Raw genomic sequence first — 14,894 nt, 5'->3', positions numbered from 1 at the left:
AAGTTACTTTATAAAAATAATAATTAAAAAATATGTTATTTAATTCTATTGAATTTGCAATTTTTTTACCAATAGTGTTTTTTTTATACTGGTTTATAGCGAATAAAAAATTGAAGCTTCAAAATATATTATTACTTACGGTTAGTTATATATTCTATGGATGGTGGGATTGGAGATTTCTTTCATTAATTTTATTTAGTACGATTATTGATTTCTTTGTTGGCATTGGATTATCTAAAATCAATGATAATAATGTTTTTAAAAGAAAATTATTTTTATGGATAAGTATTTTAGTAAATCTAGGCTTTCTTGGATTTTTTAAATATTACAATTTTTTTGTGGATAGTTTTGTAGATGCTTTTTCATTTTTTGGCAAAACAATTAGTAATAGTTCATTAAATATCATATTACCAGTAGGGATTAGTTTTTATACTTTTCAGACTTTAAGTTATACTATAGACGTTTATAGAAAGAAGTTAGAACCTACAAAAGATTTTATAGTATTTGGAGCTTTTGTTAGTTTTTTTCCACAATTAGTGGCAGGACCTATTGAAAGAGCTACTCATTTATTACCTCAATTTTATAAAAAGCGTGAGTTCAGTTATGAAAAATCTGTTGATGGTTTACGTCAAATACTATGGGGATTATTCAAAAAAATTGTGATTGCAGATAATTCTGCTGAAATAGCTAATCAAATATTTAATAATTCAGGTAACCATTCTGGAAGTACATTATTTTTGGGAGCATTGTTTTTTACATTTCAAATTTATGGTGATTTTTCTGGATATTCAGATATAGCCATAGGTACTTCTCGTCTTTTTGGATTCGATTTGATGAAAAATTTTTCCTTTCCCTATTTTTCTCGGGATATAGCAGAGTTCTGGCGACGATGGCATATTTCATTATCTACATGGTTTAGAGATTATTTATATATTCCTTTAGGTGGAAGTAGAGGTGGGTTTTGGATGAAAATAAAAAATACATTTATTATATTCATTGTGAGTGGTTTCTGGCACGGAGCTAATTGGACATTTATTATATGGGGAGCATTGAACGCTTTGTATTTCCTTCCACTGCTGTTGATAAATAAAAATAGAAATAACCTTGATGTAGTAGCTAAGGGACGTTTTTTTCCTACAATTAAGGATCTTGTAAACATGTTTTATACTTTTATTCTTACTGTCTTGGCTTGGATTTTTTTTAGAGCAGAAAATGTTGGTCATGCAATAGAATACATTGGAGGTGTCTTTTCTAAATCTATTTTGCATTTTCCAGAATTTGTGAGTAACGAAAAATCAGTACTTATGTTAATAAGCTTTTTTATGATTATAGAATGGTTGGGTAGGGAGAGTGAATTTGCATTAGAAAAAATAACCAAAATCCCATTGATTTTAAGATGGCCGTTTTATTGTTTGCTTATTTTTCTATTATTTATTTTTACAGGAAAAGAACAAGCTTTTATATATTTTCAATTTTAGAGTGTTATGAGGAAATTTATTTTTCGTTTGATTTTTTTCGTTTTGTTTATTTCTGTTCTTGGAGAAATTTCGATTAGAATATTTAAATTAACATCAGATATTCCAGAGAGATACATTGATGAATCAGGAATACAACGATATAAACCAAATCAATCTGGATATTATAAAAAATCAACATCTAGTTGGAAGGTTAATAAATATGGCTGGGTAGGTATATCAGATATCTCTAAAGATACTATTATTTCTGTTATTGGTGATTCTTATATAGAAAACATGATGAATCCTATTTTTTGCAATCAAGGAAGTTTATTGGGAGGATTGTTTGAAAATTATTCTTTTTTTGAAGCTGGAAGATCAGGGGTTACATTTATTGAAGCTATGGAGATTAGTAAAGTTTTGGATACAGAAGTAAATCCAAATTATCATTTAATATATGTAGGCGGAAATGATTTCAAAGAAAGTTTTTCTAATATAAAAAAATATTCTGATCGGATGCAGATAGATATATCTAATAATACTATAATTAAAGCAAAATTAAATTCGCCAATGATTAAAAAAATACTATACAGTAATAAGCTCCTTTATTATATGTATTTAAGATTTCCAATATTTGTTAAAAAACAAAATAAAGGAGAAACAAAAGAAAAAATAAACACCAAAGAAATAAATAATATAGGTTCATTAAATCTAAAGAAGCTTTTTCGTTTTTGTGCCAGTAATTATCGAAAAGACAAAATTATTTTCGTTTTTCATGAAAATACAAGCCTAGAAATAATTGAGATTGCTAAAAGCTTTAATTTTAAAACAATACATTTAAATTCTAATGGTACTGAATGGAAGTTAGGAAGTTATGATGGTCATTGGTCTTGTTATGGACACCAAGAAATTGCAAAACAATTATATAACCCTTTGTCAATTTTTTTGAAGAAGAAAAATTAGTTTGATTAAAATAAAGTTTAGATGTTATTTAATTCAATAGAATATCTTGTTTTTTTACCATTAGTTTTTCTGCTTTACTGGCTTCTCAGAAAAAAGAGACCTCAAAATATATTGCTATTAGTATCCAGCTATCTTTTTTATGGATGGTGGGATTGGAGGTTTTTGTCATTAATTATATTCAGCTCGTTTGTTGATTATTTTATTGGCTTAAAAATAGATCAAACTAATGATCAAAAAATAAAAAAACGATGGCTCATTACGAGTTTAGTTTCTAATTTAGGCTTATTAGGACTGTTTAAGTATTTTAATTTTTTTACAGAATCTTTTACCCAATCAATGCAACTTTTTGGATGGGAAGTTGATACATTAACGCTAAACCTTATATTACCTGTTGGGATCAGTTTTTATACTTTTCAGACTTTAAGTTATACAATAGATATTTACAGAAAGCAATTAAAGCCGACAACAGACATAGTTTCATTTTTCACATATATTAGTTTCTTTCCTCAATTAGTAGCAGGACCAATAGAGAGAGCAGCTAATCTTTTACCTCAGATTGAATCCAAAAGGAAATTTGAAATTTCTTACTTCAAATCTGGTATTTTTCAAATCTTTATTGGATTATTTAGAAAAATAGTAGTTGCAGACAATCTTGCAGTTTATGTTGATAGTGTTTATGGTGACGTAGCTGTTCATAATACCACAACATTGGTAATAGCTACGATTTTTTATGCTTTTCAGATTTATTTTGATTTTGCCGGATATTCAGATATCGCGATTGGTAGTGCCAAACTATTAGGGTTTAAGTTTGAAAGAAATTTCAATACACCATATTTTTCAAAAAGTATTACCGAATTTTGGAGACGTTGGCATATGTCATTATCATTTTGGTTAAGAGATTATCTTTATATTTCTCTAGGAGGAAATAGAAAAGGAATAAAAATAACTTACCGTAATCTTATGATTACAATGTTGTTAGGTGGCTTGTGGCATGGTAGTTCATGGAATTTTGTAATATGGGGAGCTATTCATGGATTGTTTTTAATGATAGAAAAATATATATTTTCTAAATCTAGCTATAGATCTTTCGGGATCCTAGGATATGGGTATACCTTTATCATAGTTTTAGTTTCCTGGGTTTTCTTTAGAGCTCATAGTTTTCAAGAAGCCATAATAGTCTGTAAGGGATTTTTTTCATTAGATATAACAAAACCTTTTATTGGAGACATCAATACTTTTTCTAACTCATTGTTTATGTTGTCTTTATCTTTTTTATTCGATATTTTTCTTTCTTATAAGAACGTATCTCTCGAAGACTTTGGAGAGCGATTTAAGATAAGTAGTCTTACTTTTTTTATAACTATCATCATTATCATAATGTGTTTGTTTTATTCGAGTTCAGAAAATTTTATTTATTTCCAGTTTTAATAATTTCAAAAGATGAAAAGTACAAACATAAAAACTGTTTTAAAAATTGTAGGGTTAGTACTAATATTGAGTCTTTGCACAGATAAAATAATTTATTACACGCTTAATTATTTAAGTGACAAGGTACTATCTGGTGGTGGGATAGGTAAACAAAATCATTATCTTTCTGTTGTAGATACGATTGATATTGCTGTTTTTGGTAGTTCTAGAGCGAGTCACCATATAAATCCAAAATTGATATCTGATAAGAGTTTTAATATAGGTGTTGATGGTACAGATATAGCATTTTCAGCTACATTAATTAAATTATTACCTAAAAAGAAAAAACAGCTTGTTATTGTAAACGTTGACCCTCCTAATTTTTTTAACATAGATTATGATGCAGCTGATATAGGTGCATTAAGGTTAAAGTTTCATAGAAATAACACGGTGAATAGAGAAATAAAGAAAGCAAAGCAAAATAGCTTTTTACAATCGTTTTTTTGGACTATTGATTATAATGGTAAATTTCTCAGTATATTAAAGAATTTTTTGAAGCCTAATTATAATTTTAAATCTTATTATGGCTATGATCCTATTAGAGTTAGTGAAACTCAGAAAAAAATTAGAGACATTAAGTTAGCAAGAGTTGATGATAAAGAATGTTTAGACTCTCCTCATAATTTTAATCAATTGTATCTAGAGTATCTATATGAAATACAGCAATTTTCTTATGATAATAATAAAAAGTTAATTTTTGTAACCACACCTACTTTTAATGATACATGCAAGGATGACAATAATAAACTATCTGAATTGATGAAAAATCAGGGTTTAGTCTACTGGGATTATTCTGATTTTTATAAGGACAATGAATCTTTAGATGTTTGGAAGGATAAAACACATCTTTCTGAATTAGGGGCAGATACATTTTCTCAGGTATTGGTAAAGAAGCTTAAAAAAGATTTTATTCAATAGGATCCTATTATTTTTATATGTTCGTTTTGGTTTTACTTAGGGCTTGCTGATTTTCTCGAATATTGACTTGACCAAAGTATTTAATTAACAACGAATTTTATAGTATGTGTATTAATACCTTTTTCATTTATTCTAATTAGATAAATACCTTTACGATAAAAGTCAACATTAACATCAAAAGAAAAGCCTCCAGTGATATCAGATCTTTCTAATAAAGTATTACCTAAAATATCATTGATGGAGTACCATCCGTTTGTGATTTCTTTATCAGATATTACAGAAAATGATCCATTGTTTGGATTAGGATATAAAGACATAATAGAGGTTAAATCTTTTCTTTTTAGATTGATATTGGCAGAAAGAACATTACCTGAGCTATCTTTTATACTATACCTAGCAGAGGTAGTTTCTTCATTAAAAACTTCGGTACAGACGTTGTTTTCTTTTAAGATACAAGAATCAAAAGAAATTGTATTATCATCAGTATTTACTTTCCAAACAGCATTCTTATCATTCGCCAAAATAGTTAACTCATTATTTTGAGCATCCAGAATTCTTAATGTAGAGAAATCTAAGACCTCTGTATTAATATCATTTTGCAAAATAGGAATGACTGTTATATCTCCTAAAACATATTCGAAATTGTCATCGTTGGCAACTGCTTGAAGGTCTTCTGGATCTGGATCTGGATCTGGATCAACTCCATTTTTTGTTAGAAATATACTCGCAAATGCTTTATTTTCCTGAGGGTCTTCAATACTATATCTTATCGAAACTTCATTTTCAGCTATATTTTCTTCTGGAGTAAAGGTAATAGTCCCGTTTGTTGAGTTTACTTCCCATAATCCCTGATTTTCTACTTGTAATGTTGTTACATAACGATCTACGCTATTATTCGCATTTTCATCGATTATTTTTACAGAAGAAGGAATAATAGTATCTCCAGAAGTATCATTACTAGAAACATCAACTATTGTAGGTTCTCCAATAGTAAAAGTACCGAAGTCATCGGTAGCAATAGGCAATATATCAATGGGAGCTTCTTTTTTTTTGAGGCTTATAGTTGCAGATGTACTATTATCCTGAAAATCTTTTACTATATACTTTATGATTGCAAATTCATCTGTAAGAGTATCCTCTGCATTAAAATCAATCGTATTATTTTCTGTATTAACTTCCCAAGTACCAATATTGGGTATTACCAATGCTGTTACATATGTTGGTGGAGATTGAGATTCATCAATGATTCTAAGTGTAGTAGGATTTACCCTATCTCCTGTGTCATCATTAGATAAAACATCAACTTCGGTAAGTTCTCCGGCAGTATACGTCGCATCATCATCAATAGCTATCGGTAGAGGATCTGGTATGACATCACCATCTCTAGTTAGCGTCAATGTTGCAGAAGTAGATTCTATGCCAGCTAGATCAGTAATACTATATTGTATGCTTGCATTATCACCAGCAAATGTTTCTGTACAATTTGAGTTTCCAGTTATACAGGGCGAAAATTCAATACTATTATCATCCTGAATAGTCCAGGTTCCAATGTTTTCAGAGAAATAACTTGATAGTAAATTAGTCGAATCATTAGGATCTATTAATCGTAATGATGTAGGGTCTATAAAATCACCTGTATTGTCATTTTCCAGAATGAATGTTTTCTTAGTATCGCCTTGTAAAGAATAGGTATCAAAATCATCAATTGCTATAGGATCCGTATCAGGGTCATCCAGAACATATACAGTTGTTGATCTTTCATTAGTATCTCTATCATAATATGAACTAGATTGCGTGGTAATTTTAAAAAATTCAATATTCTCTTTAATTTTATCTTTTCTAGGAACTAACGATTTTGAAAAAGAACTTGAACCAGAAGGTACTATTAAAAAAGGAGTTATCCTCTGTACATCCAATCCAGCCAAGGCTCTTCCTGTAAAGGTATAATTAACGGCAAGGGGTAAGTTTATATCACCTCCCGTTCTCTTGACTTCAAAATCTGCTTCCGTTCCATTAGACTCAATTGCATTTTTATTAACACTTTTTATAGTAACATCTGCTTTTGGATAATTGGGAATTGTTTTATGATTGATAGTTATATTGTCAAATTCAGGAACTCTTCTATATTCTATCGTATTATCTGGATCAGGGTGAATTACGGTAACATTTCCAGTTAAATTAGAAACTCCTGATAATGTAGTATGTCCAAAAACAGTAAAGAATTTATGATCTGTTTCATAATCTATGATGACATTATCAAAATTGTAACCACCCAAATTTGGTGACGTTTCATCATAACTTGATACTTCAAAGAAAATAGGTGAATTAAATTCATAGGTAGGATGTTGACTCACATTTTTGAACACGCAATCTTTTATGTTAACATTATAAGAATTACTAGTTTTTCTGGAATAAATAGCTCTCCATTGACTATTCTCTACAAATACTCGTTCAAAAGATACATCTCCTTTAACTGGAGAATTGAAATTTTTACTAGCACCCAAAACAATTTCAGAAGGAGAATAAATATTACTTTCTACATGATTATTGGTAAGATAACAATCAGTGAAACTAATACTAACATCTTCAGAAGTGCTATCTAAGTTTAGAAGAGCCAAGAGAATACCAGAGTGATTATTATCAGTAAATCTACAATTTTCAAATCTCACATTTACGACTCTTTCAAAACTGCTATTGGGTTCAATATCTAATCCCGCTTCGGGTAATGTACCTTTAGTATCACTAAAACGGCAATTAACGGCTAGAAAATCTTCTACTGAGATGATAGATATCCCTTGTCTAAAACTATTGTAAACTTCTACATTTCTTAGGGTAATATTTTTTGAGTAGCTTGACGAATCATCTTTTCCTGATCCTACAATATATATTCCATCTCCGGTAGCATCTCTAATGGTAAGCCCTTCAATAGTAACATTATCACCAGAATTAATATTTATAGCATGTCTTCCTTCACTATGTTGCAAGCTTGATAATTCTGATTTATTCATAATAATTTCTGCTCCATAACCTAAAATTTTCAAGTTTTTTGGACGAACAAGAAATAACATTTGAGCATTGGTTCTATCAAATTCACCTGGTATCGCTTTTAATTTAACACCATTTTCAAAAATAATTACCTTATTATTTATATCAAATAATTTACTTGGTCTAACATTCCAGTCCGAAGTTCGTTTATCTATTATGATAGTATCATTATTAGATCGTAATGCAGTTTGAAAAGCATTAGTTGCATCAGATGAATTATATCCAAAACTGGATGCTTTTACAGTCTGTGAATATACTGTGCTATAAGGTAAAATTAAAACTAACAACAGGGAGCAAAGCAAAATAGATTTAATAGGGTTGGGATACATGTCTTAATTAGTTTAAGGATTACATAATTAGTAATTAAAATTTAAATATTTATAAAGTAAGCCCATTAAATAATTGTAAAGTGATAATTTGATGCAAGAACGTACTTTTATCGGCAATATTGTACTTACGTCGATTAAAAAATGTTAAAGTTTTCATAATCACAAGTGTTTGATAATTAAACAGTTAATTAAATGCGGTGTACCCGTAATTTTAAATATTCACTTCTTATTGGACGTGTTAAGATTCGATTCCTTAAAATCAATTCAAAAAATATATAATAAGAAATTAACTATAATCTCTTAAACCCTTGCTTATATATTTATATTTGCGAAAAAGTTATATTAGAATAATCTATTTCTAAAATTATAAATGGGTAAAATTATCAGAATCACCACAGTTCCTAAGTCATTGGGAGGGCTTTTAAAAGGGCAATTGAAATTTATGTCGGATTACTATGAGGTTGTTGGAATTACTAGTAAAGGAGATATAACTGATGGAGTAAGCGACTTAGATCAAGTAGCACAGCAAGAAGGGATAAGAGTAATTCCTGTAGAAATGACTCGTAAGATAACTCCTATAAAAGATCTTGTAGCTGTATATAAATTATATAAAATTTTTAAGACAGAAAAACCTGTAATAGTTCATAGTCATACACCAAAAGCCGGAACTTTATCCATGATAGCTGCAAGGTTTGCGAATGTTCCTCATAGATTACATACTATAGCAGGGCTACCACTTCTGGAAGCAACAGGAGCCAAAAGAAAGTTACTGGATTTTGTAGAAAAGATTACGTATGCTTGTGCAACTAAGATTTATCCTAATTCTTTTGGGCTCAATGACATTATTTTAGAAAATAAATATACCGTTCCCCAAAAGCTAAAAGTGATTGCTAATGGAAGTTCCAATGGAATAGATACTTCTCATTTTGATCCTAAACTATATTCTGGAGATGATAATAATTATTTAAAAAAGAAACTACATATTGAAGCGTCTGATATCGTATTTATTTTTGTGGGTAGATTAGTAAAAGACAAAGGTATTAATGAACTTATTAATGCTTTCAAAAGGATTAATTCCCAATTTCAGAACGTGAAATTATTACTTGTTGGTTCTTATGAAAAAGAACTAGACCCGTTATTTCCAGAATCCGAAAAAGAGATTGATTCAAATCCTAATATTATATCTGTAGGTTGGCAGAATGATGTAAGACCTTATTTTGCAATCTCTGATATTCTTACATTTCCTAGCTATAGAGAGGGTTTTCCTAATGTAGTGATGCAGGCTGGTTCAATGGGACTGGTAAGTATTGTGACAAATATTAACGGTTGCAATGAAATTATTTCAGATGGTGTTAATGGAACTATTATTCCTACCAAAGATACGGAAGCTTTATTTAAGAGCATGGAGAAGTTTATTATTGACATAGCATATAAAAATCAGTTATCTGTCGTTACAAGAACTACTATTTGTAATAACTATGAGAGGAAATATGTTTGGGAAGCATTGCTGGAAGAATACAAGCAGTTGTAAAAAAAATGCTATTTAATTTTATATATGTAAAATATATTGCTTTACTTGCATGGTAACAAAAAAGAGTAAGTAACATTGTCATAATTTTATTAGTAATAAATGTTTGATTGATAAATATTTATTACAATTTTCTAATTGGGATATATCATAGGTATTATGGCTTTGATTATTTCTCCACTTTGGTTATTTGTATAATAAAGTTGGGATAATGAAGGTTGCAGAACGAGTAAGAAAAAATATATTTTGGTTCATAGATTCAATTAGAGGCGGCAAAATACGCCGACATTATAATGAAGTTAAGTACATTACTGAACATTTTGATCAAGAATTTAGTAAAGAAAAAAGAGAAGAATATCTAAGAAAGCTTCTGATTCATGCTGCTAATACTACAGAATTCTATGGCGGTATGGCGGTAGCCGATATCCTTAATTTTCCTATAATTAATAAAGATACGATTCGATCTTTTCCACAAAAATTTAAGTCTGTAAAGTATTTTAATAAAAGGAAAGTCAGCGTTTCTACCAGTGGATCGACTGGAGCATCATTTACTGTGTATCAGGATTTAAATAAAAAATACAGAAACATAGCAGATGTTATTTATTTTTCTGAGATAATTGGCTTTCATGTAGGATATAGATTATTTTATTTACGCTTTTGGAATATGTTTAAAAAGAAAAATAAAATTCAATCTCTATTACAAAATATCGTACCCATTGATGTTTTTGATTTATCTCCTAAAAGTATAAAAGATTTAATTTCTAGACTATCAAAAGATACGTCTAATAAAGGAATGTTGGGGTATGCATCTTCATATAATAAAATATGTACATACCTGGATTCTATAAATTCAGATGTCATTAATTGTAATCTAAAATCAGCAGTAGGTATATCAGAACGACTTAATAAACCAACAAAAGTTGCTATGAAAAAATATTTTAATGTTGATATGGTGTCCAGATACTCGAATGCAGAGAATGGTTTGATTGCCCAACAGCCGCAAGGAGAAGACTTTTTTGAAATCAATGAAGCAAGTTACTATGTGGAGATTCTAAGCCTCGAGAATGACAAAAGATTGCAACCGGGAGAGTTAGGACGCATAGTCATTACAGATCTATTCAATTATAACATGCCGATTATTCGATATGACACTGGCGATATCGGAATTATGGATTTTATTACTGTAAATAATAAAACTAAACTTGTTTTTACAAGAGTAGAAGGAAGAAAAATGGATATGATTCGTAATACATCTGGAGAAATATTATCTACCAGCATACTTTTGATTATTAATAAATATAAAGAAATAAAACAAAGACAAATTATTCAGCAAACAAAAAATGAATATCTCTTTAAACTAAAGATTGAAAGTAATACTTTTGATAAGCAAGATGAATTCATAGAAGAATTTAGAGGATATTTAGGAGACGACGCTATCATAAGATTAGAGTTTGTAAAAGAAATTCCCTTACTGGCATCAGGAAAGCATAGGGCAATAGTCAATAAAGTTAAAATATAAAAAGTGTACAGGTTTTTTATTAAAAGAAGTTTTGATTTTATAGCATCCTTAGTTCTTCTAGTCTTTATTGCTCCCATTTTTGTATTAATTACCTTCTTTCTTTTTTTAGCAAATAGAGGAAAACCATTTTTTATACAGAAGAGACCTGGAAAAAATGAGAAAACTTTTGATATCATAAAATTTAAAACAATGAATGATTTAAAAGATTCGAAAGGGAATTTATTACCAGATAAAGATCGTTTAACCCCCGTAGGTCGATTTGTACGTAAAACATCATTAGATGAAATTCCACAATTGATTAATGTTTTAAAAGGAGAAATGAGTTTTATTGGCCCAAGACCTTTGTTAATTAGATATTTACCATATTACAAAGAAAATGAAAAAGTCAGGCATTCAGTTAGGCCAGGAATCACAGGCTTAGCACAGGTTTCAGGAAGAAACTTATTAAATTGGGATGATCGATTGGCAATAGATGTAATTTATGTAGAGAATATTTCTTTTATTCAGGACATTAAGATTATTTTTGCAACCATTAAAAATGTAGTAATTTCAAAGGATGTAGTTATAGATCCTAATTCAGTACTACCGGATTTAGATGAATATAGAAAATAAAATTTGTTGGGCAATATTAGTTACCGGATGGGGACGTAATGCCAGAGATACTATCAAGTCTTTTAGGAGTGGTAAATTGGAAAGGAGTATACTATCTTTGGTCGTTTATGAACAAGAACCTTGTGGTGCAGCTGAGTTGGCCGAAGAATGTGGGATAGAAACACTTCAACTTTTTAGAAAGGACTTTCCAGACCTGATTTCTTATCAGAAAAAATTAATTGAAGAACTAAAACAACGCAACATTGATTATGTTTTTATGCTCAATTATAAATATATTATCAAAAATGAAATGTTAACCGCGTTTCCTGATAGAATTATAAATATTCATCCTTCTTTATTTCCTAGTTTTTTAGGCACAAAAACTGCTATACAAGATGCATTAGCCTATGGAGTAAAGATTACAGGGGTTACAACCCATATTATTGATGATAAATTGGATGAGGGTGTTATTTTGGGGCAGTCCGCAATAAAAATAGAGGAAGATGATAATTTTGATACTTTATATCCAAAATTTGTAAAAAAAGGAAAAAAACTCATTGTAAAAACATTCAAAGTCATTGAAAACATGCATTTTGAAACTAACTAATATAATTATAGGTATGTACAAAGTATTCATAAAGAGGTTTTTTGATTTTTTTCTTGCTTTACTAGGTATTATTTTTTTATCCCCCATTTTAATTACAGTGATAATTATTTTATTATTTGCTAATAATGGTAAACCCTTTTTCTTTCAGGTTAGGCCTGGGAAGAATGAAAAACTGTTTAAAATCATTAAACTAAAAAGTATGAATGACAAGAAGGGGGAAGATGGAGAGTTGTTACCATATGAATATAGAATTACTAAAATTGGAGCTTTTGTTAGAAAATATTCTCTGGATGAAATCCCCCAATTAATTAATGTATTAAAAGGAGATATGAGTATTATTGGTCCCAGACCCTTGCTAGTTCAGTATCTTACACTATATAATGATTATCAAAAGCGCAGACATGAGGTTAAGCCCGGAATTACTGGTTGGGCACAAGTTAATGGTAGAAATGCAATTAGCTGGAAGCAAAAATTTGAATATGATGTTTGGTATGTGGATAATCAATCTGCTCTTTTGGATCTTAAGATTGTCATAAAAACAATTAAAAAAGTGATACTAAAAGAGGACGTTAATAAAGATGTTAATCTAAATATGCCAGTTTTTAGGGGAACCGATGATGAATAAGAATCATCGTAGTGGTTTTAACTTTTTGTACTATAATATGTTGAAAAATTTAGAAGTACATATGTAATTTTTAGGGATAAAATATAAAATATAAATATGGAAAAAGTTCTGGTAATTGGAGCTTCAGGACATGCTAAAGTTATAGTTGAGGCCATAGAATTAGGTCAGGAATACGAGGTTTATGGCTTTATTGATTCGTATAAATCAACTAGTGAGAAAGTTCTTGGGTACGAAATTTTTGGTAAAGAAGAAATCATACCAGATTTGATGAATAAAGGTGTCAATAAGGCAATTATAGGTATAGGAGATAACTGGACAAGATTTTTGATGTATGAGAAATTAAGCCAAACTTGCCCTAAGCTGGAATTTATATCTGTGATTCATCCGTCTGCCGTAATAAGTCCATACTCTGAAATAGGTAGAGGAACAGTTATTTTGGCTTCGGGAATAGTGAATACTGATGCAGTGGTTGGTGATTTTTGTATTATTAATACCAAAGCCACCTTTGGGCACGACTGTATAATGAAGAATTTTTCTAGTTTAGCGTCTGGTGCTACGATAGGAGGTGCGGTCCATGTGGGAGAGTTTACGGCTGTTTCTTTGGGAGTAACAGTTCTTCAGAAATTATCTATAGGAAAGCATAGTGTCATTGGAGCAGGAGCAGTGGTTACCAATGATGTTAAAGACTATAGAGTTGCTTATGGTGTGCCAGCAAAGATTATAAGAAAAAGAAATGAAGGAGAAAGCTACCTTAATAGTAAGCTTCTGGATACTAATTTTAAGGTATATAGAATCAAAGACACTAATGGATTAGTAAAATATAAAAAAATCCTGAAAGCTCTCAATAATTCAAGTCCATTCTACAAAACAGAGTTATTAGATACCTTAAGTATGAATGAGCATCAGCTCAATTATTTTGTTTTAGAAAAAAATGGAAACCCAATTATTGTAATGCCTTTTTATATCCGAAAAATCTATCTTGATGGTGAAGATACTTCTTATAAAGATGTTACTTCTCCTTACGGATATAGTGGACCACTTTTTGATACAGATTTAATAAATGAGGATATTATAAAACATTTTTGGCGTCAGGTAGATTTATGGTATGAAAAGAAAAAAATAATTAGTGAGTTTATTCGGTTTAGTCTTACAGGTAATCAGAAAGAATATTCTGGAGAATTAATTCCTAGCCTCAAAAATGTGAAAGGCGTAATTATTGATAAAGAGGAGCAGTGGTCTAAGCTTAAATCCAAGGTGCGGAACAATTATAGGAAATCTTTACAGGAAGGGCTTAATTTCAAGGTTTTTAGTGACCCTATACCTATGGATATCATCAAGGATTTTTATGATATTTATATACAAACAATGCATCGTAATAATGCGCATTCTCAATATTTTCATTACATAGATTATTTTAAAAATTTTATAGCAGAAAACCCGGAGAGTGTTATTATAGCTATGGTGTATAAAGATTTTAAACCAATCTCGACAGAACTTGTGCTGCTCGATGAAGATACATTGTATTCATATCTTGGAGGAACATTATCAGATTACTTCTATACAAGACCCAATGACTTTTTAAAAATAGAAATAATAAATTGGGCTAGACAATACAATTATAAGTATTATGTACTTGGGGGAGGAAGAGTAGATAATGATAACCTATATAAGTATAAAAAGACTTTTTTTCCTAATGATGAAGATATTGTGTATTATACAGGGAGAAAAATTATAAACACAGATATTTATAAAGATTTAGTTGCAAAAGAGTGCGATAAAGATAAAATTTTAGAACAAGAAGATATACAAAAAAACTATTTCCCATTGTATAGATATAATGAATAAATA

General features: G+C 29.6%; 11 protein-coding genes. 10 read left to right on the top strand and 1 reads right to left on the bottom strand.

Translation table 11 applies throughout. The features are described 5' to 3' along the window. The first annotated feature begins 32 nt into the window (after positions 1–32). From F0000_RS05645 to F0000_RS05630, 4 genes are read left to right on the top strand one after another with little or no spacing between them, the layout of a single operon-like run. Positions 33–1,478 (top strand): MBOAT family protein, encoded by a 1,446-nt coding sequence (locus F0000_RS05645; RefSeq protein WP_149623741.1) that lies wholly within the window; start codon positions 33–35, stop codon positions 1,476–1,478. 6 nt (positions 1,479–1,484) lie between these two features. Next, positions 1,485–2,417: a hypothetical protein gene (locus F0000_RS05640; protein ID WP_149623740.1), complete on the top strand. Its 933-nt coding sequence runs from the start codon at positions 1,485–1,487 to the stop codon at positions 2,415–2,417. Positions 2,418–2,438: 21 nt separating this feature from the next. Beyond that, positions 2,439–3,845, top strand: coding sequence for an MBOAT family protein (locus tag F0000_RS05635; RefSeq protein ID WP_149623739.1), 1,407 nt, complete (start codon positions 2,439–2,441; stop codon positions 3,843–3,845). A gap of 12 nt (positions 3,846–3,857) precedes the next feature. Continuing rightward, entirely contained in the window at positions 3,858–4,802 is a 945-nt protein-coding gene (locus F0000_RS05630; protein WP_149623738.1) for a hypothetical protein, read from the top strand. Between the two features lie 80 nt (positions 4,803–4,882). On the opposite strand, the gene F0000_RS05625 is transcribed toward F0000_RS05630, so the two are convergent. Next, positions 4,883–8,176 carry a T9SS type A sorting domain-containing protein gene (locus F0000_RS05625; RefSeq protein WP_149623737.1) on the bottom strand — a complete coding sequence of 1,098 codons (3,294 nt, stop codon included), beginning with the start codon at positions 8,174–8,176 and terminating at the stop codon, positions 4,883–4,885. Positions 8,177–8,546: 370 nt separating this feature from the next. Between F0000_RS05625 and F0000_RS05620 the strand changes: the two genes are divergently transcribed. From F0000_RS05620 to F0000_RS05595, 6 genes are all read left to right on the top strand, one after another. Next, entirely contained in the window at positions 8,547–9,707 is a 1,161-nt protein-coding gene (locus tag F0000_RS05620; protein WP_149623736.1) for a glycosyltransferase family 4 protein, read from the top strand. A gap of 208 nt (positions 9,708–9,915) precedes the next feature. Further along, positions 9,916–11,223, top strand: coding sequence for a CoF synthetase (locus F0000_RS05615; RefSeq protein ID WP_149623735.1), 1,308 nt, complete (start codon positions 9,916–9,918; stop codon positions 11,221–11,223). A 3-nt stretch (positions 11,224–11,226) separates the two neighbouring features. After that, positions 11,227–11,835, top strand: coding sequence for a sugar transferase (locus F0000_RS05610; protein WP_149623734.1), 609 nt, complete (start codon positions 11,227–11,229; stop codon positions 11,833–11,835). Continuing rightward, entirely contained in the window at positions 11,819–12,421 is a 603-nt protein-coding gene (locus F0000_RS05605; RefSeq protein WP_149623733.1) for a phosphoribosylglycinamide formyltransferase, read from the top strand. Before F0000_RS05610 ends, F0000_RS05605 begins: the two co-directional genes overlap by 17 nt. Positions 12,422–12,434: 13 nt before the next feature. Further along, positions 12,435–13,046, top strand: coding sequence for a sugar transferase (locus F0000_RS05600; protein ID WP_149623732.1), 612 nt, complete (start codon positions 12,435–12,437; stop codon positions 13,044–13,046). 96 nt (positions 13,047–13,142) lie between these two features. After that, a complete protein-coding gene (locus F0000_RS05595) occupies positions 13,143–14,891 on the top strand; it encodes a NeuD/PglB/VioB family sugar acetyltransferase (RefSeq protein ID WP_149623731.1) in 1,749 nt (582 codons plus the stop codon). Positions 14,892–14,894: the final 3 nt, after the last annotated feature.

Source organism: Aquimarina sp. RZ0, assembly GCF_008370685.1.
Taxonomy (GTDB): Bacteria; Bacteroidota; Bacteroidia; order Flavobacteriales; family Flavobacteriaceae; genus Aquimarina.
Note: the sequence above shows the minus strand (reverse complement) of the source record. Positions and strands in the feature narration are given on the sequence as shown.

Bases quoted from the DNA above. Each gene is read 5' to 3' on its own strand.
- F0000_RS05645 (WP_149623741.1), top strand. From the start codon at position 33: ATGTTATTTAATTCTATTGAATTTGCAATTTTTTTACCAATAGTGTTT.
- F0000_RS05640 (WP_149623740.1), top strand. From the start codon at position 1,485: ATGAGGAAATTTATTTTTCGTTTGATTTTTTTCGTTTTGTTTATTTCT.
- F0000_RS05635 (WP_149623739.1), top strand. From the start codon at position 2,439: ATGTTATTTAATTCAATAGAATATCTTGTTTTTTTACCATTAGTTTTT.
- F0000_RS05630 (WP_149623738.1), top strand. From the start codon at position 3,858: ATGAAAAGTACAAACATAAAAACTGTTTTAAAAATTGTAGGGTTAGTA.
- F0000_RS05625 (WP_149623737.1), bottom strand. From the start codon at position 8,176: ATGTATCCCAACCCTATTAAATCTATTTTGCTTTGCTCCCTGTTGTTA.
- F0000_RS05620 (WP_149623736.1), top strand. From the start codon at position 8,547: ATGGGTAAAATTATCAGAATCACCACAGTTCCTAAGTCATTGGGAGGG.
- F0000_RS05615 (WP_149623735.1), top strand. From the start codon at position 9,916: ATGAAGGTTGCAGAACGAGTAAGAAAAAATATATTTTGGTTCATAGAT.
- F0000_RS05605 (WP_149623733.1), top strand. From the start codon at position 11,819: ATGAATATAGAAAATAAAATTTGTTGGGCAATATTAGTTACCGGATGG.
- F0000_RS05600 (WP_149623732.1), top strand. From the start codon at position 12,435: ATGTACAAAGTATTCATAAAGAGGTTTTTTGATTTTTTTCTTGCTTTA.
- F0000_RS05595 (WP_149623731.1), top strand. From the start codon at position 13,143: ATGGAAAAAGTTCTGGTAATTGGAGCTTCAGGACATGCTAAAGTTATA.